Genomic DNA, 20,264 nt, shown 5'->3' with positions numbered 1-20,264 from the left:
GCGGCCATGGATCGCCAGCAGGAGTTCGTGCTGCGCACGCTTGAAGAACGGGACATCCGTTTCGTGCGGCTCTGGTTCACCGACGTGCTCGGGTTCCTCAAGTCGGTGGCGGTCGCGCCAGCCGAGCTGGAGGGGGCGTTCAGCGAGGGGATCGGCTTCGACGGATCCGCGATCGAGGGCTTCGCGCGGGTCTACGAGTCCGACATGGTCGCCAAGCCCGACCCGGCCACCTTCCAGGTGCTGCCGTGGGAAACGCCGGAGGGCGCGCCGTACTCGGCCCGGATGTTCTGCGACATCGCGATGCCGGACGGTTCGCCCTCCTGGGCGGACCCCCGGCACGTGCTGCGCCGCCAGCTGTCGAAGGCGGGCGAAGCCGGGTTCACCTGCTACGTGCACCCCGAGATCGAGTTCTTCCTGCTGTCGAACCTGCCCGAGGACGGCACCGAGCCGGAGCCCGCGGACAACGGCGGGTACTTCGACCAGGCCAGCCACGCCACGGCCACGCACTTCCGGCGCCACGCCATCGAGACGCTCGAGGCGATGGGCATCTCGGTGGAGTTCAGCCACCACGAGGGCGCGCCCGGCCAGCAGGAGATCGACCTGCGCTACGCCGACGCGCTGACCATGGCCGACAACGTGATGACCTTCCGGTACGTGGTGAAGGAGGTGGCGCTGACCCAGGGGGTGCGCGCCACCTTCATGCCGAAGCCGTTCACCGGTCAGCCGGGGTCGGGCATGCACACGCACGTCAGCCTGTTCGAAGGCGATCGCAACGCGTTCTACGACCCCGAGGACCCGCACGAGCTGTCGGACACCGGCAAGGCCTTCGTCGCGGGCGTGCTGCACCACGCGCGCGAGATCTCCGCGGTGACCAACCAATGGGTGAACTCGTACAAACGCCTGATCAGCGGAGGCGAGGCGCCGACGACGGTGTCGTGGGGCCGGTCGAACCGGTCCGCGCTGGTGCGCGTGCCGATGTACTCGCCGGGCAAGGCGTCCTCGCGCCGGGTGGAGATCCGCACGCTGGACTCGGCGTGCAACCCGTACCTGGCGTACTCGGTGATCCTGGCCGCCGGGCTGAAGGGCATCGCCGAGGGCTACGAGCTGCCGGCGCCCGCCGAGGACAACATCTGGTCGCTGTCCGACGCCGAGCGCCGCGCGGCGGGTTACAAGAACCTGCCGCAGAACCTGGGCGAGGCGCTGACCGAGATGGAGCGCTCGGAGCTGCTGCCCGAGGCGCTGGGGGAGCACGTCTATGACTTCTTCCTCCGGAACAAGCGCGTCGAGTGGGACAACTACCGGAGCGCGGTCACGCCGTACGAGCTCCGAACCCTGCTTCCCGTGCTCTGACCTGCGGGAACACCGTTAAGGGACCCCCCTGTTTCCGGGGGGTTGGGAGCCATGTAATCTTCTCTTCGTCGCCAGGGAGCGAGCCAGGGCCGAGCGGGGTTGACTCCGCGAGCCGGACCAGGTAACGTACTGCGACGGCCCCCAGGATGGGAAGGCCAACCCCAACGACTACGATCGAAGCGGTTGGTTGAACTTTGCCCTGGAGGCACTGCCAGACAATTCAGTGTGTTGCTTGAGAACTCAACAGTGTGCTAGTGAACTAAGCCAGTAGAGCTTATATGAAACCCCTCGTCGGGGTTTCCTTTGAGGAATACTAGATATTAGTCTAGATCAAATTCATTGTTGGAGAGTTTGATCCTGGCTCAGGACGAACGCTGGCGGCGTGCTTAACACATGCAAGTCGAACGATGAAGCCCTTTCGGGGGTGGATTAGTGGCGAACGGGTGAGTAACACGTGGGTAATCTGCCCTGTACTTTGGGATAAGCCCTGGAAACGGGGTCTAATACCGGATAGGACCGCGCATCGCATGGTGTGTGGTGGAAAGCTCCGGCGGTACAGGATGAACCCGCGGCCTATCAGCTTGTTGGTGGGGTGATGGCCTACCAAGGCGACGACGGGTAGCCGGCCTGAGAGGGCGACCGGCCACACTGGGACTGAGACACGGCCCAGACTCCTACGGGAGGCAGCAGTGGGGAATATTGCACAATGGGCGCAAGCCTGATGCAGCGACGCCGCGTGAGGGATGACGGCCTTCGGGTTGTAAACCTCTTTCGACAGGGACGAAGCGTGAGTGACGGTACCTGTAGAAGAAGCACCGGCTAACTACGTGCCAGCAGCCGCGGTAATACGTAGGGTGCGAGCGTTGTCCGGAATTATTGGGCGTAAAGAGCTCGTAGGCGGTTTGTCGCGTCGGCCGTGAAAACTGGAGGCTTAACCTTCAGCTTGCGGTCGATACGGGCAGACTTGAGTTCGGTAGGGGAGACTGGAATTCCTGGTGTAGCGGTGAAATGCGCAGATATCAGGAGGAACACCGGTGGCGAAGGCGGGTCTCTGGGCCGATACTGACGCTGAGGAGCGAAAGCGTGGGGAGCGAACAGGATTAGATACCCTGGTAGTCCACGCTGTAAACGTTGGGCGCTAGGTGTGGGCGACATTCCACGTTGTCCGTGCCGTAGCTAACGCATTAAGCGCCCCGCCTGGGGAGTACGGCCGCAAGGCTAAAACTCAAAGGAATTGACGGGGGCCCGCACAAGCGGCGGAGCATGTGGATTAATTCGATGCAACGCGAAGAACCTTACCTGGGCTTGACATGCACTGGAAACCGGCAGAGATGTCGGCCCCCTTGTGGCCGGTGTACAGGTGGTGCATGGCTGTCGTCAGCTCGTGTCGTGAGATGTTGGGTTAAGTCCCGCAACGAGCGCAACCCTTATCCTATGTTGCCAGCGGTTCGGCCGGGGACTCGTGGGAGACTGCCGGGGTCAACTCGGAGGAAGGTGGGGATGACGTCAAGTCATCATGCCCCTTATGTCCAGGGCTTCACACATGCTACAATGGCTGGTACAGAGGGCTGCGATACCGTGAGGTGGAGCGAATCCCTTAAAGCCGGTCTCAGTTCGGATCGCAGTCTGCAACTCGACTGCGTGAAGTCGGAGTCGCTAGTAATCGCAGATCAGCAACGCTGCGGTGAATACGTTCCCGGGCCTTGTACACACCGCCCGTCACGTCATGAAAGTCGGTAACACCCGAAGCCCATGGCCCAACCCCTTGTGGGAGGGAGTGGTCGAAGGTGGGACTGGCGATTGGGACGAAGTCGTAACAAGGTAGCCGTACCGGAAGGTGCGGCTGGATCACCTCCTTTCTAAGGAGCAACACATCCCAGCCCACGGGCTGGGAGTGGCCAGGGTTCAAGTGCCGAATGTGTACTTGCCGTGGTTGCTCAAGGAATTGTGGAACTACTGGTTATGGTCGATGGTCGGGTTGTCGGCGGTTGAGTACTGCTTCCTTCGGGGGGCGTGGAAATGCCGGGTGGTGGCTTGGGCAGAGGTTGTTTGCTGGCACGCTGTTGGGTCCTGAGGCAGCACGCTGGTGTTGTTTCTGGTGTGGTGTTTGAGAACTGTAGAGTGGATGCGAGCATCTTTGTGGTCAAGTTGTTAAGAGCACATGGTGGATGTCTAGGCATCAGGAGCCGATGAAGGACGTGGGAGGCTGCGATAAGCCTCGGGGAGCTGTCAACCGAGCTGAGATCCGAGGGTGTCCGAATGGGGAAACCCAGCACCAGTTATGTGGTGTTACCCGCCGTTGAATATATAGACGGTGTGGAGGGAACGCGGGGAAGTGAAACATCTCAGTACCCGTAGGAAGAGAAAACAACCGTGATTCCGTGAGTAGTGGCGAGCGAAAGCGGATGAGGCTAAACCGTGCGCATGTCAAGCTGTCAGGCGTTGTGTGTGCGGTGTTGTGGGACCTGTCTTCCAGAAACTGACATTTCTGGCATGATGCTGCATGGTTAGTGGAATCACCTGGGATGGTGGACCGGAGTGGGTGAGAGTCCCGTACGCGAAAACTGTGTTGGTGTTGTGTGATGGTGTTCCCGAGTAGCAGCGAGCTCGTGGAATTTGCTGTGAATCTGCCGGGACCACCCGGTAAGCCTAAATACTTCCTGGTGACCGATAGCGGACTAGTACCGTGAGGGAAAGATGAAAAGTACCCCGGGAGGGGAGTGAAAGAGTACCTGAAACCGTGTGCTTACAAGCCGTCAGAGCCTTTCGGGGTGATGGCGTGCCTTTTGAAGAATGAGCCTGCGAGTTAGTGCTGCGTGGCGAGGTTAACCCGTGTGGGGTAGCCGTAGCGAAAGCGAGTCTGAATAGGGCGTCTGTAGTCGCGTGGTCTAGACCCGAAGCGGAGTGATCTACCCATGGCCAGGGTGAAGCGCCGGTAAGACGGTGTGGAGGCCCGAACCCACTTAGGTTGAAAACTGAGGGGATGAGCTGTGGGTAGGGGTGAAAGGCCAATCAAACTCCGTGATAGCTGGTTCTCCCCGAAATGCATTTAGGTGCAGCGTCGTATGTTTCCCATCCGGGGTAGAGCTACTGGATGGCCTAGGGGCCTTACCGGGTTACCGAAGTCAACCAAACTCCGAATACGGGTGGGTGAGAGTGCGGCAGTGAGACGGCGGGGGATAAGCTTCGTCGTCGAGAGGGAAACAGCCCAGAACACCAGCTAAGGCCCCTAAGTGTGTGCTCAGTGGGAAAGGATGTGGGATTGCCCAGACAACCAGGAGGTTGGCTTAGAAGCAGCCATCCTTGAAAGAGTGCGTAATAGCTCACTGGTCAAGTGGTCCTGCGCCGACAATGTAGCGGGGCTTAAGCACACCGCCGAAGCTGTGTCATTCACACATTACATCGGCTCGAGTCTTTCGGGACTTGTGTCTAGTGGTGTGGATGGGTAGGGGAGCGTCCTGCATCCAGGGAAGCCGCGGTGTGAACCAGCGGTGGAGGGTGTGGGAGTGAGAATGCAGGCATGAGTAGCGAATGCAGAGTGAGAAACTCTGCCGCCGGATGACCAAGGGTTCCTGGGCCAGGCTAATCCGCCCAGGGTAAGTCGGGACCTAAGGCGAGGCCGACAGGCGTAGTCGATGGACAACGGGTTGATATTCCCGTACCCGAGCATGTGCGTCCCTGATGAGGCAGTTGATACTAACCACCCGAAGCGCAGGCTGGAGTCTTCGGACGAAGGCTTGTTGTGGAGCGTGGGGCCTGATTCTGTAGTAGTCAAGTGATGGGGTGACGCAGGAAGGTAGCTCCGCCAGTGAATGGTAGTACTGGTGTAAGCGTGTAGGCCGAGTGGTAGGTAAATCCGCCGCTCACATAGGCTGAGACGTGATGCGTAGCCGATTGAGGTGAAGTAGAGTGATCCTATGCTGCCGAGAAAAGCCTCTAGCGAGTGCGTGCACGGCCCGTACCCCAAACCAACACAGGTGGTCAGGTAGAGAATACTAAGGCGATCGGGTGAACTGTGGTTAAGGAACTCGGCAAAATGCCCCCGTAACTTCGGGAGAAGGGGGGCCAAACACCTTGAAGTCCCTTGCGGGCTAGGGGTGGGTGGCCGCAGAGACCAGCGGAAAGCGACTGTTTACTAAAAACACAGGTCCGTGCGAAGAAGTAATTCGATGTATACGGACTGACGCCTGCCCGGTGCTGGAACGTTAAGAGGACCGGTTAACTCCTTTCGGGGGGTGAAGCTGAGAATTTAAGCGCCAGTAAACGGCGGTGGTAACTATAACCATCCTAAGGTAGCGAAATTCCTTGTCGGGTAAGTTCCGACCTGCACGAATGGCGTAACGACTTTCCGGCTGTCTCAACCACAGGCCCGGCGAAATTGCATTACGAGTAAAGATGCTCGTTACGCGCGGCAGGACGGAAAGACCCCGGGACCTTTACTATAGTTTGGTATTGGTTTTCGGTTCGGTTTGTGTAGGATAGGTGGGAGACTGTGAAGCCTTCACGCTAGTGGGGGTGGAGTCGTTGTTGAAATACCACTCTGGCCGGATTGGGAATCTGAACCTACGCCCATGATCTGGGTGAGGGACAGTGCCTGATGGGTAGTTTAACTGGGGCGGTTGCCTCCTAAAGGGTAACGGAGGCGCCCAAAGGTTCCCTCAGCCTGGTTGGCAATCAGGTGTTGAGTGTAAGTGCACAAGGGAGCTTGACTGTGAGACTGACGGGTCGAGCAGGGACGAAAGTCGGGACTAGTGATCCGGCACCTCCTGGTGGAAGGGGTGTCGCTCAACGGATAAAAGGTACCCCGGGGATAACAGGCTGATCTTGCCCAAGAGTCCATATCGACGGCATGGTTTGGCACCTCGATGTCGGCTCGTCGCATCCTGGGGCCGGAGTAGGTCCCAAGGGTTGGGCTGTTCGCCCATTAAAGCGGCACGCGAGCTGGGTTTAGAACGTCGTGAGACAGTTCGGTCCCTATCCGCCGCGCGCGTAGGATACTTGCGGAAGGCTGTCCCTAGTACGAGAGGACCGGGACGGACGAACCTCTGGTATGCCAGTTGTCACGCCAGTGGCATGGCTGGTTGGCTACGTTCGGAAGGGATAACCGCTGAAGGCATCTAAGCGGGAAGCCTGTTCCTAGATGAGGTATCCCACCCCATGTGGGTTAAGGCCCCCAAGAGACGATTGGGTTGATAGGCCAGAAATGGAAGCGCAGTAATGTGTGGAGTTGACTGGTACTAATAGGCCGAGGACTTGCTACAAAGGTGCTTCGCATCCACTCTACGGTGTCTGAGACACCACACCGGAAACGTACGGCACGTGTGTGTTGTTTCGTAGTGTTTCGGTGGTTATAGCGGCGGGGAAACGCCCGGTCCCATTCCGAACCCGGAAGCTAAGCCTGCCAGCGCCGATGGTACTGCACTCGAAGGGGTGTGGGAGAGTAGGACGCCGCCGAACTTAACTTAATGAAGAGGGTGGGGCCCGAGCCAGGACATGGCTCGGGCCCCACCCTTTTTTCATGCCCAAGCCCAGAGCCCAAGAGGCCAGAGCCCAGAGCCCGGAGGCCAGAGCCCGGAGGCCGGAGCCCAGAGGCCCTCGACCCCTGGCCGCGCCGCGGGCCTGGGCCCTCTTTTATGCCCGAGGTCAGGCGCTGGGCTTCGCCTGCTTTGTCTCCGCGCTCAGTGCCGCGCGTGAGCCCGGCCGAACCCGGTTGCACATGTTCTCGTTGCGGGATTGCCCGGGGGCTGGGCTTACTTTCGCCGCTCCGGGCTGCGACTGCCCGTGCGGCTCGCCGCCGGTGGCGGAGGAGAGGGCCGCGGCGGCGACAACTGGCGCGTCCGCGGTCGGTCGCGGTGGTCAGGGAGCGCGGCGGGGCCCACCGGCGGGGTCGCGATCGGTGTCGCGAGGTCGGTGCTGGGAGGTCGGGCTGGCCGATCGCGGCGGGGGAAAGCGGTCCAGCTTCGGCTCGCCCTGTGGGGCGGCGCGCGGGAGGTGGCGGCGCGGCTCCCAGTGCGGCTGTGTGCGGAGGTAGCCGCGGCGGGGTGTGCGCCTGGAGGGATCGCGCCTGCATGCAGGGCGGAAGATATTTCGCTGGCACCCACCCGAGGCCCGCTGCCAAAGTGGCGGGTGTGGAAGCCCGAGTTCACGACACCTTCGAGTCGTTCGCCGAGGCGGCTGCGGCCGTTTACGGCGCTGATCCCGTTCGTCACACCGGCGCGTTGTCCGCGGTCGCGAGTGCCCGCAGCCGGCGCCAGGCCGAGGCGATGGTGACCGTGCACGACGGTGACCGGTTGCACGGCGCACTCGTCGCCGATCGGGGGTGGCCTGCGATGGTCAGCGGGCTGCCCGCCGACGCGGCGCAGCTCGTGGCTGACGCGCTCGCCGGGGTGCGGCTGCCCGGTGCGTCCGGGCCGGAGCCCGAGGTCGAGGCGTTCGGCCGGGCGTGGAGCGCGAACATCGGCATCACCCCTGCGTACGGCTTCCGCCAGCGGGTCTACGAGCTGGGCACACTCGTCGAGCCGCAGGGTGTCCGCGGCGAGTTCCGCCAGGCCGACGAGGGCGACACCGACCTCCTCTTGCGCTGGCGAGCCGAGTTTCTCGCCGAAGCCGTCACCTACGTGCCGCCGGAGCGTGAGCCGGAGAAGGTGCTTGCCGACCAGATGGCGGCCGGGAACGTGTTCGGGCTGTGGTGCGTCGACGGCGAGCCGGTCTCGATGGCCTTCTCCCGGGTGCCGGAGGCCGACATGACCAGGATCGGCTTTGTCTACACCCCGCCCGAGCAGCGCGGCCACGGTTACGCGGCCGCCGTCACCGCGGGCATCACGCGCCGCGCGCAGCAGGCGGGCATCAAGCACATCACGCTGTTCACCGACGACGCCAACCCCGTCAGCAACCGGATCTACCAGCGCCTCGGCTACCGGTTCGTGGACAGCTATCTCGAGGTGAAGTTCGCCGGGGAACCGCTGCGGCACTGACCGCGCCCTGCCCTACCTTGGTACCCATGGAACCGACGCGCTTGCTGGTCATCCAGCCCGACGAGTCAGACCCGATCGGCCCGCTCGGTGACTGGCTCACCGGCGCCGGCGCCGAGCTGGACATCCGGCTGCCACCCGGCGACTCACTGCCGGAGAACCTCGACGGCTACCGGGGGCTCGTGGTGCTCGGCGGCGGCATGGACGCCGAGGACGACCGCAACCACCCGTGGCTCGCCGACGTGCGACGCCTGCTCGCGGCCGCCACCGGCAAGGCCCTGCCGACGCTCGCGATCTGCCTCGGCGCCCAACTGCTCGCGGTGGCCACCGGCGGCACGGTCGGCCGCGCCGAGCGCGGGCCGGAGGTCGGCGGTGGGCTGGTGTCCAAGAAGGACGTCGCGTGGACCGACCCGTTGTTCGCCGAGCTGCCGCTGATGCAGGACGTCATGCAGTTCCACCAGGACGAGATCCGGCGGCTGCCACCCGGCGCGGAACTGCTCGCATCGGCGCCGTGGTACCAGAACCAGGCATTTCGCCTGAACCGCTGCATTTACGGTGTTCAGTTCCACATCGAGACCACCAGCGAAGTTGTCCTCGACTGGGCCCGCGAGGCCCCCGATCTCGCAGCACTGGCCCGAGAGGGTGCTTTCGAAATCGAGACGCTCACCCGGGTGCACGCCGACATCGCCGAAACGTGGCGGCCCTTCGCGGAGCGGTTCGTCCGTCTGGCGCAAGGGCAGCTCGAACCGGCCGCCGATCCGACCAGGACATTGCCCCTGGTATAAGCCAAGGTTTCGGCCACGTATACGGCAGCTTAACGGCAGGCGTCCAACGTCAGGTACGTTGCGCAGGTTAAGTCGTAACCGTGGTCGGAGGTCGGGGTGGACCCCACGCTGCTCATCATCGTCGTGGTCACCACGGCGTTGGTCTTCGATTTCACCAACGGGTTCCACGACACGGCGAACGCCATGGCGACCACCATCGCCACCGGTGCGCTCCGGCCCAAAACCGCCGTCGCGCTGTCCGCCGTGCTGAACCTCGCCGGTGCGTTCCTGTCCGTCGAAGTCGCCAAGACGATTTCCTCCGGGCTGGTCGACGAGACCAGAATCGGGCCGGAGATCATCTTCGGCGGCTTGATCGGCGCGATCGTCTGGAACCTGGTCACCTGGTTCGCCGGGTTGCCGTCGAGTTCGTCGCACGCGTTGTTCGGCGGGCTGATCGGGGCGACCTGGGTGTCCGTCGGCTCCGACGGTGTCCGATTCGGACGGATACTCGAGCGGGTTGTGCTGCCCGCGGTGGCGTCGCCGGTGATCGCCGGATTGGTCGCGGCGCTGGCGACCTACGTGGTTTACCGCTTCCTGCGAGGGAGATCGGGCGGCTCGGGGTTCCGCATCGGGCAGATCTTCTCGGCTTCCGCGGTCTCGCTGGCGCACGGCACGAACGACGCGCAGAAGACGATGGGCATCATCACGCTGGCCCTGGTCAGCGCGGGCAGCCTCGCCCCCGGCTCGGCGCCGCCGTTCTGGGTGATCGTCAGCGCCGCGCTGGCGCTCGCGCTCGGGACCTACCTCGGGGGCTGGCGGATCACCTACACTCTGGGCAAGGGCCTGACCGACATCGAACCGCCGCAGGGCTTCGCCGCGCAGACCAGTTCGGCCGCGGTCATCCTCACCTCGTCGCACTTCGGCTTCCCGCTGTCGACCACGCACGTCTGCTCCGGCGGTGTGCTGGGCTCGGGCGTCGGCAGGCGTGGCGCGCCGGTGCGCTGGCGGCTCGCCGGCCGCATGGTGCTGGCGTGGATGCTGACGCTGCCCGCGGCCGGGATCGTCGGGGCGATCGCGGGCAAGATCTCCTCGCTCGGCACCGCGGGCACGATCGGGGTCGGCGTCGCCGGGGTGCTGATCGGCGTCGGCATCTACCTGCTGTCCCGGCGCAAGCCGATCACCGCGCACAACTTCCACGTGCCCGAACCGACGCCCGCCGACCGCGAGGTCGACCGCCTGCCAGCCTGAGCGGGCTGCGGCCCCGGTCGAGGGGCTACGGTTGGGGGCGATGGCAGACCGATCCCGATCGAAAGCGTCCGTCGCGCGCTTCGGTTTCACCGACGACCGCGCCGAGGAGCAGTTGCGCGCGGTCGGCCTGTGGTCCGAAACGGGCCCGGCCGATAGCGCCGAAAACGTGCTCCACGCGTTGTCGCGCGCGCCGGACGCGGACCTCGCCGTGCACGGTCTCGACCGGCTCCGCGAAGTCGACGAGGCGAGCTGGCCCGAACTCGGCGGCGCCCTGCGTGAGAACTCCTTTCTCCGCGGGCGGTTGCTCGCGGTGCTCGGCACCTCCAGCGCACTGGCGGACTTCCTGGTCGGTGCGCCCGGACAGTGGCGACGGCTGACCAGTCGCAAGGTCACCGTCGAGGAGAAATACACCGAGGAACTGGTGTCGGCGGTCGACGGACTGACCGGCAACGAGGCCGAGCAGGCCCTCCGCGCGGGCTATCGTGGTCTGCTGCTGGAGATCGCCGCGGCCGACCTCGGGCACCTCGTCGATCCGGAACTCGACACCCCGACCTACACCGAGATCACCCACCGGCTGACCGCGCTCGCCGAGGCGGCCCTCCGCGCGGGGCTCGTGGTCGCCGAGTCCGAAACGAACGGACCCGAGCGGGCCAAGCTCGCGGTGATCGCGATGGGCAAGTGCGGTGGGCGGGAACTCAACTACGTCAGCGACGTCGACGTGGTTTTTGTCGGTGACGGCGACATCCAGGTCGCCACCCGGATCGCCAGCAAGATGATGGGGATCGTCGGGAAGGCCTGCTTCGAAGTGGACGCCGCGCTGCGCCCGGAGGGCAAGGCGGGGGCACTGGTCCGCACGCTCGAAGGGCACGACGGCTACTACAAAAAATGGGCGCGGACCTGGGAATTCCAGGCGCTGCTCAAGGCCAGGGCGGTGGCCGGTGACGCCGAACTCGGCCGCCAGTACTGCGAACTGGTCGCCCCGATGGTCTGGGCCGCCGCGGAACGGGAGAACTTCGTCGCCGACGTGCAGCGCATGCGCCGCCGGGTCGAGGGGCACGTACCGTCCGAATTGGCCGAACGCGAGCTGAAGCTGGGACGCGGCGGGCTACGTGACGTGGAGTTCGCGGTCCAGCTGCTGCAACTCGTGCACGGCCGGGTCGATCCGGACCTGCGCTCGTCGTCCACTATGGAGGCATTGGCGGCCCTGGGCGAAAGCGGTTACGTCGGCCGCGCGGACGCCGCCGAGTTGGAGGGCTCGTACGAGTTCCTGCGCACCATCGAGCACCGGCTGCAACTCCGGCGGTTGCTGCGTACGCATCTGTTCCCCGACACCTCGGAGACCACGGAACTGCGCTGGCTCGCTCGCGCGAGCGGCATTCGCCCGTCGCGTGGTCGTTCGGAAGCCGAGGCACTGGTCGCCGAGTTCAAGCGGCACGGCCAGCGCATCCGGCGGCTGCACGAAAAACTCTTCTACCGCCCGCTGCTGGAGTCCGTGGCCAGGGTGCCGACCGGCGCGCTGCGGCTGACCACCAAGGAAGCGGCCAGCAGGCTCAACGCGCTCGGTTACGCCGCACCGGACGGCGCGCTGCAGCACATCAAGGCGCTGACCTCGGGCATGTCGCGCCGGGCGTCGATCCAGCAGACGCTGCTGCCGGTGCTGCTCGACCTCCTCGCCGACACGCCGGACCCGGACGGCGGGCTACTCGCCTACCGGAAGGTGTCCGAGGCGCTCGCCGAAACGCCGTGGTACCTGCGGGTTCTTCGTGACGAGGGCGCGGTGGTCGAGCGGCTGGCGTTCCTGCTCGGCACCTCGAAACTCGTGCCGGACCTGCTGGTCCGCGCGCCCGAAGTGCTCCAACTGCTCGGCGCGCCGGATCGACTGGCTGGGCGTTCACCGCGCGAGGTCGCGACCTCGTTGCGTGCGGCCGTCCGGCGTCAGCCCGGCCTCAATGCCGCCGTCACCACGGCGCGTTCGCTGCGTCGGCACGAACTGTTGCGCGTCGCCAGTGCCGACCTGCTCGGGCTGATGGACGTGCTCGACGTGTGCGAAGCGTTGTCGAGTGTGTGGGCGGCGGTGTTGCAGAGCACGCTCGCGGCGGCGACGCGGAAGCGGGTCGCCGAGCTGGGCGCGGAGCCGGCGGTGATCGCGGTCATCGGCATGGGCAGGCTCGGCGGTTCGGAACTGGGCTACGGCTCGGACGCCGACGTGCTTTTTGTGTGCGAGCCGGTCGAAGGCGCGTCCGACGCCGAGGCGGTGAAGTTCGCGTCCTCGGTCGCCGAGACCGTTCGCAAGGTGCTCGGCGCCCCGAGTTCCGACCCGGCTCTCGAGGTCGACGCGAACCTCCGGCCGGAGGGGCGCAACGGCCCGCTGGTCAGAACGCTCGAGTCGTACCGGGCGTACTACGCGCGGTGGGCCGAGGTGTGGGAGGCGCAGGCGCTGCTGCGGGCGCGGTTCGTCGCGGGTGACGCCGAGCTGGGCGAGCGGTTCATCGCGGCGATCGACCCGATCCGGTACCCGGAGGACGGCCTGGACGCCGCGCGGGTGCGGGAAGTGCGGCGGATCAAGGCCCGTGTCGACACCGAGCGGATGCCGAAGGGCGCCGACAAGACCACGCACACCAAGCTCGGGCGCGGCGGCCTCGCCGACGTCGAGTGGACCGCCCAGCTCGCCCAGCTGCGGTACGCGCACGAGTTCGCCGGCCTGCGCACGACTTCGACCGTCGAAGCTCTGCGTGCGATGGCGCACGCCGAACTGGCCTCGGAAGGGGACATCGAAGAACTGGTCGAGGCGTGGTTGCTGGCCACGCGGGTGCGGAACGCGGGCATGCTGGTGCGCGGGAAAGCCGTCGACCAGATCCCGGGCAGCGGCCGCGAGCTGGCCGCGGTCGCCATGGTGTTCGGTTATTCGGCGGACGACGACCCCGGCGAGTTCGTCGACCACTACCGCCGCACCACCCGCCGTGCGCACGCCGTGGTCGAACGCCTCTTCTACGACCCGTGACGGGGGGTCGTGTCTAGAGTGTGGGCGTGACCGAGCACGAGCGCTTCCAAGTACGGATCAAGGTGCGGCACTACGAGCTGGACACCCTTGGCCACCTCAACCACGCCGTCTACCACTCGTACGGCGAGGTCGCCCGGCTCGAGCTGATGGAGAAGGCCGGGGTGCTCGGCGAAGGCATGCGCGAGGCCAAGCTCGCGGCGGTCCTGCTCGAATCGCACATCATCTTCCGGCGTGAACTGCGGGCCGGCGACTCCGTCGACGTGACCTGCGAGGTCAAGTTCGGCAGCGGCAAGACCTTCCACATGGACTCGAACATCTACAAGGTCGACGGCACGCTCGCCGCCGAGATCACCTGCACGCTCGGCCTGATGGACCTCGACCGCCGCAAGCTGGTCGACGACCCGCGCGGCCGGATGGAACAGGCCGGGATCAACGTGGACGTGCTGCTCGGCGCCGGAAAATGAAAACACCGGCGGCAGGAGTGGTGACCACTCCCACCGCCGGTGCGGACCGGTGACCGGCCTGGCTTACACGTCGTAGTAGAGCGAGAACTCGTACGGGTGCGGGCGCAGGCGCAGCGGGTCGATCTCGTGCTCGCGCTTGAAGGCGATCCAGGTCTCGATCACGTCCGGGGTGAACACGCCACCTTCGAGCAGGTAGTCGTGGTCGGCCTCGAGCGTGTCGAGCACGGTGCCCAGGTCGCCGGGGACCAGCTTGACGTCCTTGGCCTCCTCGGGCGGCAGCTCGTAGAGGTCCTTGTCGATGGGGTCCGGCGGCTCGATCTTGTTCTTGATGCCGTCGAGACCGGCCATCATCATCGCGGCGAAGGCCAGGTACGGGTTGCCCGAGGAGTCCGGGCAGCGGAACTCGGCGCGCTTGGCCTTCGGGTTGTTGCCGGTGATCGGGATGCGGACGCAGGCGGAGCGGTTGCGCTGCGAGTACACCAGGCTGACCGGCGCCTCGAAGCCGGGCACCAGGCGGTGGTAGGAGTTCACCGTCGGGTTGGTGAAGGCCAGCAGGCTCGGGGCGTGCGTGAGCAGGCCGCCGATGTAGTGACGCGCGGTGTCCGACAGGCCGGCGTAGCCGGACTCGTCGTGGAACAGCGGCGCGCCGTCCTTCCACAGCGACTGGTGGCAGTGCATGCCCGAACCGTTGTCACCGAAGAGCGGCTTCGGCATGAAGGTGGCGGTCTTGCCGGCCTCCCACACCGTGTTCTTCACGATGTACTTGAACAGCTGCAGGTCGTCCGCGGCGTGCAGCAGCGTGTTGAACTTGTAGTTGATCTCGGCCTGACCGGCGGTGCCCACCTCGTGGTGCGCGCGCTCGATCTCGAAGCCGGAACCGGTGAGCTTCTGCACGATCTCGTCGCGGAGGTCGGCGAAGTGGTCGACCGGCGGGACGGGGAAGTAGCCGCCCTTGAACTTGGTCTTGTAACCGCGGTTGCCGCCCTCTTCGTCGGCGCCGGTGTTCCACCAGCCCTCGACCGAGTCGATCTCGTGGAACGAGCCGTTCTCCGCGGAGTCGAAGCGGATCGAGTCGAAGATGTAGAACTCGGCTTCCGGCCCGAAGAAGACGGTGTCGGCCACGCCGGACTCGGCGATGTACTGCTCGGCCTTGCGCGCGATGTTGCGGGGGTCGCGGCTGTACGGCTCGCGGGTGAACGGGTCGTGCACGAAGAAGTTGAGCGACAGCGTCTTCTGCTTGCGGAACGGGTCGATCCGCGCGGTCTCGGCGTCCGGCAGCAGCAGCATGTCGGACTCGTGGATCGACTGGAACCCGCGCACCGACGAGCCGTCGAACGCCAGGCCCTCTTCGAAGGCGTCACTGTCGAATGCCTTGGCCGGCACGGTGAAGTGCTGCATCACGCCGGGCAGGTCGCAGAACCTGACGTCGACGAACTGCACATCCTCGTCGGCGATGAGGCGCTGGATATCGTCTGGAGTAGTGGACACCCTCGGTAACTCCTTCATGTTCTCGTTGCCGGCGGCCGTGCTTGTCGCTTTGTCGCCGCATCGCGTTCAGAGCGTGATTGCGCGAGCACCCGTGCTTGCCGCGCGTTACTCTCTTCGGTTCACGCTAAAAGCGCGGTGTTGCCCGACCGTCACCCGTATGTTTCGCCGGTGTTAACGGGTGGGGCGATATCGGATAGTCGACCAGGGCGGACGTGGTGCGCGCCACCCGCATACCCTGGACGGGTGGCGAGATGGACCGGAGAGTGGCTGCCCGGGGCCCGCGAAGCGAGCGGCGGGGACGGGCACGACCAGCGGTGGCGCGGTGAACGGCTGGGCCTGCCGGAGAGCGGCCCCGGTTCGATCGCGGCCGGCGGCCGCCGCCTGCTCGGCCTGCTGATCGATCTCGCGCTCGCGTCGCTGCTCACCTCGTTGTTCATCCAGCCGCGGTTCGACCAGCCCGACGTGATGGAGTCGTACAACCTGTGGAGCGTGGTGGTCTGGGCGGTGATCACCATGGTCCCGGTCTCGTTCTTCGGGTTCACCCCGGGCATGGGCGTGGTCGGGATCCGGGTGGCGCGGCTGGACGGCGCGCCGATGGTCGGGCTGTGGCGCGCGGTGGTCCGCGGGGCGCTGACCTTCGTCATCGTGCCCGCCGCGGTGCGCAACGTGGACGGCCGCAGCCTGCTGGACCGCGCGACCGGCACCGCGGTGCTCCGCCTCCGCTGAAGTCTTCCGCACGCAAAAGGGGAGCCCCCGCCGTGGAGGCTCCCCTTTTGCCTGCGTGAAGGCCGGGGTCAGCGCCGCCGGATGGTGCGCTGGACGTTGCGCATCTTGGCGCCCTGCGGCATCGGGCCCTTGGGCAGGGCGGCACCGCGGTTGCCGAGCGCGGCCAGCTTGGCCTCGAGCGCGTCGACCTGGGCGGGCTTGAGGTTCCGCGGCAGCTTCATCAGGTAGTTCTGCAGCTTGCGCAGCGGGATCTGGTTCTCTTCGTGGCCAATGGTGATGTCGTAGATCGGCGTCTCGCCGACCAGCCGCGAGATGCGCTTCTTCTCCTGGGCGAGCAGGCCCTTCACCCGGTGCGGCGCACCTTCGGCGACGAGCACCACGCCGGGGCCGCCGAGCACCCGGTGCACGGCGTCGAGCTGGGTGGTCGCGGCCACCGTCTGGGTGACCCGCCACCGGCCGCGGAGGTTGTCCAGCGCCCAGGCGGCCGCACCCGGCTGGCCGTCGGCCTTCGAGTAGACGGTCTTCTGCACGCGCCTGCCGAAGATGATGACCGCGGCGAGCACGCCCAGCATGATGCCGATGGGCAGCAGGACCCACTGCAGGTCGAGCAGGAAGCCGATGCCGAAGACCACGCCGGTGACGACCAGGATCGCGCCGACCATCCACGGGATGAGCGCCTTGTCCTCGCGGCGCTGCATCTTGAACGCCTCGAAGATCTGCCCGCGCCGAGCCTTGCTCGCCGCGCGCTTTTCCTTCTTCGCCTGCTTGGCGGCTTCCTTGTCCAGCTTTCCGGCCATAACCACCAGGATACGGGCGGGCCGTCGGGGAGCGTCTGCGAGGATGCGGGAGTGGGTAGCGCATCCGTCTCCGAAGCAAAGCCCGGCCTGCTCGACGGGCTCGACCCCGAACAGCGTGCCGCCGCCGGAGCCCCACGCGGCCCCGTTTGCGTGCTCGCGGGTGCCGGTACGGGCAAGACCCGCACGATCACGCACCGTATCGCTCACCTGGTGCGATCCGGTCACGTAGCGGCCGGGCAGGTACTCGCTGTCACCTTCACCAACCGCGCCGCCGGTGAGCTGCGGGCGCGGCTTCGCGGGCTCGGGGTCGAGGGCGCGCAGGCCCGCACCTTCCACGCCGCCGCGCTGCGTCAGCTCCGGTACTTCTGGCCGAGGGTGGTCGGCGGGCCGCAGTGGGATCTGATCGAGAACAACAAGCTCCGGCTGATCGGCCAGGCCGCCAACCGGGCGGGATTGGGCACCGAGGTCGAGGTGCTGCGTGACCTGGCCAGCGAGATCGAGTGGGCGAAGGCCTCGCTCGTGATCGCCGACGACTACCCGGCCGTGGTCGCCCGCCTGCGCCGCGACACGCCCGAGCCCGCCGAGCGGATCGCGCAGGTCTACCGCGGTTACGAGGAGCTCAAGAACAACGCGCGCCTGCTCGACTTCGACGACCTGCTGCTGCACACCGTCGCCGCGCTCGAAGAGCACAGTGCGGTGTCGGAGGAGTTCCGCGACCGCTACCGCTGCTTCGTGGTCGACGAGTACCAGGACGTGACGCCGTTGCAGCAGCGCCTGCTCGACGCCTGGCTCGGCGGTCGTGACGATCTGACGGTCGTCGGTGACGCGAACCAGACCATCTACTCCTTCGGCGGCGCGTCCCCGCGGCCGCTGCTGGAGTTCACCCGGCGCTTCCCGGACGCCACCGTGGTGCGGCTCGAACGCGACTACCGGTCCACCCCGCAGGTGGTGGCGCTGGCGAACAAGGTGATCGGTGCCGCCCGCAACCGACCGGCCGGCTCGCGGCTGCGCCTGATCGGCCAGCGGCCGGACGGGCCCGAGCCGCGGTTCGCCGAGTACGAGGACGAGACAACCGAGGCTGCCTCCGTTGCCGCCCGCATCCACGACCTGCTCGAACTCGGCGTGCCCGCCAGCGAGATTGCCATCCTCTACCGGGTGAACGCCCAGTCGGAGGCCTACGAGCAGGCGTTGTCCGAGCTGGACATCCCGTACCTGGTCCGCGGTGGTGAACGGTTCTTCCAGCGTCAGGAGATCCGCCAGGCGGTGATCGCGCTGCGGAGCGCGGCCGCGGCCGGGCAGCGCGGCGAGTTCGTCGACGCGGTGCGCGCGGTGCTGGCCCCGATCGGCCTGACCGAACAGCCGCCCGCGGGTGGTGGCGCCGCCAAGGAACGCTGGGACGCGCTGCTCGCCCTGGTCGAGCTGGCCGAGGAACTGGCGGCGACGGTGGAGGACGCCGACCTCGCCCGGTTTGTCGCGGAGTTGGAGCAGCGCGCGGCTGCCCAGCACCCGCCGACCGTCGAAGGCGTCACCCTGGCGTCACTGCACGCGGCGAAGGGCCTCGAATGGGACGCGGTGTTCCTGGTCGGCCTCGCCGAGGGCACGCTGCCGATCCAGCACGCCGACGGTGACGAGAACGCGATCGAGGAAGAACGCCGCCTCTTCTACGTCGGGGTCACCCGCGCGCGTGAGCACCTCTCGCTGACCTGGTCGCTGTACCGCAGCGGAGGTGGCAGGCGGACCCGGCGCCGCAGCCGCTTTCTCTACGGCCTGCTGCCCGAGAACCACCCGGCCGCCCGCGTTGCGCGCGGCGCGCAGGTCCGCTCGAACGGCCAGCGGCAGGCCTGCCGGGTTTGCGAGGGCCCGCTGACCGGCACCATGGCGATCAAGCTGGGCCGATGCGACCGCTGTCCGTCCACGGTGGACGAACAGGTGCTGGAGCGGCTGAAGTACTGGCGCGGAAATCGGTCGCGCGAACTGAAGGTTCCTGCTTTTGTGGTGTTCACCGATGCCACGCTGATCGCGATCGCCGAGCAGTGCCCGGTCGACGAGAGTTCGCTCGTGTCGATCTCCGGCATCGGCCAGACCAAGCTCGAACGGTTCGGCGCGGAGATTCTCGCGGTGGTGCGCGAGGCTGTCGGCTCGTAGCCGCACCGGCGCGCTCGGTCACCCCTGACTTTCCGGACATATGCCCTGTTCAGCGGCCTTTTTCGCTGGTTCGGGGAAATTTCCGGAAAATAAGTTGCCCCGGCCACCCCGTGGCCCATAACCTGCAAGTACCCGGGTGAAGCGCCCGGAAGAAACCGGCTTGCCGAGCTCGGCTCGAGCGCCGCGATGGGGATGGGAGGTGTCTGGCGTGAAGATTTTCTTTCTGAACGGTAACCCGGGCACCACTGTGTCCTGCGCCGCCGCCGGCCGGGATGCGCGTGCGCGCCGGGGCACCGGTGTGTCCTTGGTCGCTCAGCACCGCTCGATCGCCGCCACCACGGAACGCGTTTTCCGTGGGCGCCGCAGCGCCGAGTTCACCACCGCTGAGACCGGTGTCGGGAACGTTCTCCCGATGCTGCTGCCGACCTATGTCCGGCCGGCCGTTGATGCCCAGGTTGCCAAGCCGATCCAGCTGCACGTTCCGCCTCCCCTCATAGAGCGAGGTCCCTGACAGTCCCGTCAGGAGCAGGCTCACGAAGGCCGCGGAACCGTACATCGGATCCGCGGCCTTCGTGTTTTTTACGTCAAAAACAACAAGAAACCCTTACTACACAAGGAGAACGGGAATGTCTTCGGCGATCGCCTTCCGGCCTGAGGAGGCGCTGACCGACGAGTACGGAGTCGGTGACCTGCTGGATGCCGTTGCCTCGCCCGAGCGGGACCTGCCATGCCGCTCCGGCGACGCGGACCTCTGGTTCGCGGAGGCCCCGGCCGAGCTCGAGCGCGCCAAGGTGCTCTGCGTGGACTGCCCGGTCCGCGCGGCCTGCCTGGCCGGTGCGCTGGCCCGGCGGGAGCCGTGGGGCGTCTGGGGTGGCGAAATCTTCGAGCGCGGCGCCGTCGTCGCGCGCAAGCGGCCCCGTGGCCGCCCGCGGAAGAACCCCGTCGAGGCTCCGGCCCCGGCTGCCAAGAAGCCGCTGCGCCAGGGGATCGAGGCGGCATGACCGACACCGGCCCGCTGACCGACCACACCGGTCGGCACGACCACAACCACAACGACACGGAGTTCGGCCGACCGAACCCCGCGCCGACCATGATCAAGGAGATCACTGAAATGTTGCTTTACGAAGAGCTGGCCAGAGCCCGAATACGGGACCTGCACGTCACCGCTCGCGGTGACCGGACGTGGCGCCACGCCCGTCCATCGCGCCGGAACGGGCGCATCGGCCGCTGGGCGGCCAAGCAGGCACGCCGGTCCACCCGGTGACCCGGCGGGTGTAACGCGTGACCACCGGTGGGTGGGGAAGCGGCTC

At 66.2% G+C, this 20,264-nt stretch carries 13 protein-coding genes and 3 rRNA genes; 14 read left to right on the top strand and 2 right to left on the bottom strand.

Annotation, left to right across the window (positions count from 1 at the left end):
• The first annotated feature begins 6 nt into the window (after positions 1–6).
• From glnA (A4R43_RS22360) to A4R43_RS22320, 9 genes are all read left to right on the top strand, one after another.
• Positions 7–1,350, top strand: coding sequence for a type I glutamate--ammonia ligase (gene glnA / locus A4R43_RS22360; RefSeq protein ID WP_113694125.1), 1,344 nt, complete (start codon positions 7–9; stop codon positions 1,348–1,350).
• A gap of 339 nt (positions 1,351–1,689) precedes the next feature.
• A 16S ribosomal RNA gene (locus A4R43_RS22355) occupies positions 1,690–3,209 on the top strand.
• Between the two features lie 282 nt (positions 3,210–3,491).
• A 23S ribosomal RNA gene (locus tag A4R43_RS22350) occupies positions 3,492–6,611 on the top strand.
• A 79-nt stretch (positions 6,612–6,690) separates the two neighbouring features.
• A 5S ribosomal RNA gene (gene rrf, locus A4R43_RS22345) occupies positions 6,691–6,807 on the top strand.
• The 16S, 23S and 5S rRNA genes sit together here, the layout of an rRNA operon.
• 671 nt (positions 6,808–7,478) lie before the next feature.
• Positions 7,479–8,324: a GNAT family N-acetyltransferase gene (locus A4R43_RS42845; RefSeq protein WP_162788553.1), complete on the top strand. Its 846-nt coding sequence runs from the start codon at positions 7,479–7,481 to the stop codon at positions 8,322–8,324.
• A gap of 26 nt (positions 8,325–8,350) precedes the next feature.
• A complete protein-coding gene (locus A4R43_RS22335; RefSeq protein ID WP_113694123.1) occupies positions 8,351–9,106 on the top strand; it encodes a type 1 glutamine amidotransferase in 756 nt (251 codons plus the stop codon).
• A gap of 96 nt (positions 9,107–9,202) precedes the next feature.
• On the top strand, positions 9,203–10,333 hold the full coding sequence (locus A4R43_RS22330) for an inorganic phosphate transporter (protein WP_113694122.1): 1,131 nt from the start codon (positions 9,203–9,205) through the stop codon (positions 10,331–10,333).
• A 40-nt stretch (positions 10,334–10,373) separates the two neighbouring features.
• Entirely contained in the window at positions 10,374–13,334 is a 2,961-nt protein-coding gene (locus A4R43_RS22325; RefSeq protein ID WP_113694121.1) for a bifunctional [glutamine synthetase] adenylyltransferase/[glutamine synthetase]-adenylyl-L-tyrosine phosphorylase, read from the top strand.
• A 26-nt stretch (positions 13,335–13,360) separates the two neighbouring features.
• Entirely contained in the window at positions 13,361–13,798 is a 438-nt protein-coding gene (locus tag A4R43_RS22320) for an acyl-CoA thioesterase (RefSeq protein ID WP_205215066.1), read from the top strand.
• Positions 13,799–13,861: 63 nt separating this feature from the next.
• Here A4R43_RS22320 and glnA (A4R43_RS22315) read toward each other — a convergent pair whose 3' ends face one another.
• On the bottom strand, positions 13,862–15,286 hold the full coding sequence (gene glnA, locus A4R43_RS22315; RefSeq protein ID WP_113694120.1) for a type I glutamate--ammonia ligase: 1,425 nt from the start codon (positions 15,284–15,286) through the stop codon (positions 13,862–13,864).
• 243 nt (positions 15,287–15,529) lie between these two features.
• Here glnA (A4R43_RS22315) and A4R43_RS22310 point away from each other — a divergent pair, with 243 nt between their 5' ends.
• Entirely contained in the window at positions 15,530–16,012 is a 483-nt protein-coding gene (locus A4R43_RS22310; protein WP_113694119.1) for an RDD family protein, read from the top strand.
• Positions 16,013–16,080: 68 nt separating this feature from the next.
• Here A4R43_RS22310 and A4R43_RS22305 read toward each other — a convergent pair whose 3' ends face one another.
• Entirely contained in the window at positions 16,081–16,809 is a 729-nt protein-coding gene (locus A4R43_RS22305) for a DUF4191 domain-containing protein (RefSeq protein ID WP_113694118.1), read from the bottom strand.
• A 51-nt stretch (positions 16,810–16,860) separates the two neighbouring features.
• Between A4R43_RS22305 and A4R43_RS22300 the strand changes: the two genes are divergently transcribed.
• The 4 genes from A4R43_RS22300 (at position 16,861) to A4R43_RS22285 (ending at position 20,218) form a co-directional block, all read left to right on the top strand.
• Entirely contained in the window at positions 16,861–18,954 is a 2,094-nt protein-coding gene (locus A4R43_RS22300) for an ATP-dependent DNA helicase UvrD2 (protein WP_113694117.1), read from the top strand.
• 208 nt (positions 18,955–19,162) lie between these two features.
• On the top strand, positions 19,163–19,465 hold the full coding sequence (locus A4R43_RS22295; RefSeq protein WP_113694116.1) for a hypothetical protein: 303 nt from the start codon (positions 19,163–19,165) through the stop codon (positions 19,463–19,465).
• 115 nt (positions 19,466–19,580) lie between these two features.
• A complete protein-coding gene (locus A4R43_RS22290; protein WP_113694115.1) occupies positions 19,581–19,955 on the top strand; it encodes a WhiB family transcriptional regulator in 375 nt (124 codons plus the stop codon).
• Positions 19,952–20,218 (top strand): hypothetical protein, encoded by a 267-nt coding sequence (locus A4R43_RS22285; protein ID WP_113694114.1) that lies wholly within the window; start codon positions 19,952–19,954, stop codon positions 20,216–20,218. The genes A4R43_RS22290 and A4R43_RS22285 overlap by 4 nt, the downstream gene beginning before the upstream one ends.
• The last annotated feature ends 46 nt before the right edge of the window (positions 20,219–20,264 follow it).

It is taken from the genome of Amycolatopsis albispora (assembly GCF_003312875.1).
Classification (GTDB): domain Bacteria; phylum Actinomycetota; class Actinomycetes; order Mycobacteriales; family Pseudonocardiaceae; genus Amycolatopsis; species Amycolatopsis albispora.
The sequence above is the reverse complement of the archived record's forward strand: the minus strand, read 5'-3'. Positions and strand labels throughout refer to the sequence as shown.